The sequence below is a fragment of the Kribbella sp. genome, from assembly GCF_035687465.1.
GTDB lineage: Bacteria > Actinomycetota > Actinomycetes > Propionibacteriales > Kribbellaceae > Kribbella.
This window is the reverse complement of record NZ_DASRXP010000736.1, coordinates 1-2,043: the sequence shown is the minus strand read 5'-3', so window position 1 is coordinate 2,043 and position 2,043 is coordinate 1. Positions and strand designations below refer to the sequence as shown.

Genomic DNA, 2,043 nt, shown 5'->3' with positions numbered 1-2,043 from the left:
GACCCACCGCCGTCGGACGCGCCTTCGACGCCCCCCTCAGCAGACCCACCGCCGACGGACGCGCCTTCGACGCCGCCCCCGGCGGACGCATTGCCAACGGCGCCGCCAGCAGACGGACGGCCGACCCTGCCTCCAACCGATCAACCACCCACAGATCCGCCGACCACCACCTCGCCTCCAACGACCCCAGCCGCCCGCCTTCACCTGCCCACCCGCCGCAAACCGCCCACTCCGATCCCCACCGCTCCCGCCCGCGTCCCCACCACTCCATCCCCAGACCCGGCGTCCACCTCGCACGCCGACGCCGCACCCTTCTCCACCTCCCCGCAACCAGCCGGTGGGGGACTCGCACAGCCGCCCAAGCGCGGACAAGCCCCCAAACGCAAGGGCAGCCGACGAGCCCGCGGCCGAGCCAGCCCCACGCGACGCAAATTCGGCCGCTCCACCAACAGCTCAGCCAGCCACTCGCCCAACAGTTCCGCCAGCCACTCGCCCAACAGTCCTGCCAGCGGTTCTCCCAGCGCTTCCGGTAGTCGTTCTTCCAGCCGCCCCGCCCGTCGCTTTCCCGACAGCTCGGGCAGCCGTTCACCGGGCCGAGACACCAGTCGCCGCCTTGGCCAGATGCTGGCTCCCACCCGGCGACGTACCCGCTCAAGGAGGTCGGCCTACGGCATCCTGGCGATGGCAGGTCTCGCCGCGGTCCTCGTGCTCATCGTCGGCCTGGTGACCATCGGCGTACTCGGTTCACCCACCGGCGGCCCGGCCTCAGCCTCTGACGCTGCATCAGCCTCAGGCCCTACGGACGCAGCAGCCTCCAGCCCCGAGGGCACGTCAGCCTCCGGCTCTGATGGCACGCCGTCCCCAAGCGCACCGAAGGGCACATCCATCCAGAGCACGCCGTCGCCAAGCGCTCCGCCGCCATCCAGACCCAGCACCCCGTCCAGACCCAGCACGCCGGCTACCTCCAGTGCACCAGCAACCTCCAGCCCGCCGCCGACAATCGGTACTCCGGCGACACCACCCCTGGCCGGCGAATCCAACACCGTCGATCAATGGTTGCGAACCCTGCAGGCACTCGACCAACGGAGATCCCAAGCGTTCCAATCCCTCAACGCCGCCGACCTGGACGCGGTGTACCTCCCCGGCAGCCCACCCTGGCTCTCCGATCGCTCCCTGCTGACGTCCTACCGAGATCAGCAGCTACGGATCGAGGGCCTACGCATGCAGATCCAAACCCTCGAGATAGAACGCCCAGGCCCAACCACCGTCGTCCTCCGCATAGTCGACCGCCTGGCCGCCGGCACCGCCGTAGACCACTCCGGCCACCGCACCTCCCTCCCACCCGGCACCCCCACCGCCCGCCGAATCACCCTCACCGCAACCCAGAACACCTGGCGAATAGCCGCAATCACCAAAGCCTGACGACCTCCCACCAACCCACACGGCCCACGTCCGCGGCTCCACGGCCCCGCAGCCCCGCAGCCCCGCAGTGATTGAGCCGGTGCAGCCGGTGGTGTCAACCCGTCAGACTGGTTGCCGTCAGCAATGGCCTGGAGCCGGGCGTTTCATCTCGCAGCGTCATCCAGATCTCCTCCACTCCTCGCTGCCCGGCCCCAGTGCCGAGCCCTCAGCACCTGGCGTCCGATTCTCACTACTCGGCCCAGCATCCCGCGCCCGGCCCTCGCACCCGGCCCTCAGCACCCGGCCCTCAGTCCCGCACTGGGTACGAGCGCAGAGTGTGCTCGATTTGTGTCGGAGTGTATTCGAACATACACTCGATTCATGAGCAGACTCCCCAGCGGCCATCCAGCGGACGGGCCCGACCGGGTCCCGCCGGTGGGCGCCCGCGGGGTGCCGCCAGATGGCGGGCCGGTGCCACCGCGGCATCGGTCGGGCGGGCCGCTGCGCCCGGTCACGCCGCTGGCCGGGCAGTCCCCGCCGGTGGACTCGCCGCCGGTCGTGGACTCGCCGCCGGCACCAGGGTCACAGTCGGCGTCACGGGGGTCGCGGTCGTCTTGGGGGAGTTTGTTGCGGTTGGACTTC

The 2,043-nt window shown here is 70.4% G+C and carries 1 protein-coding gene; it reads right to left on the bottom strand.

The genetic code is table 11. The annotated features are described in order from the left end of the window. Positions 1-665 precede the first annotated feature (665 nt). Positions 666-1,043, bottom strand: coding sequence for a hypothetical protein (locus VFG33_RS39955; protein ID WP_325058253.1), 378 nt, complete (start codon positions 1,041-1,043; stop codon positions 666-668). Positions 1,044-2,043 lie beyond the last annotated feature (1,000 nt).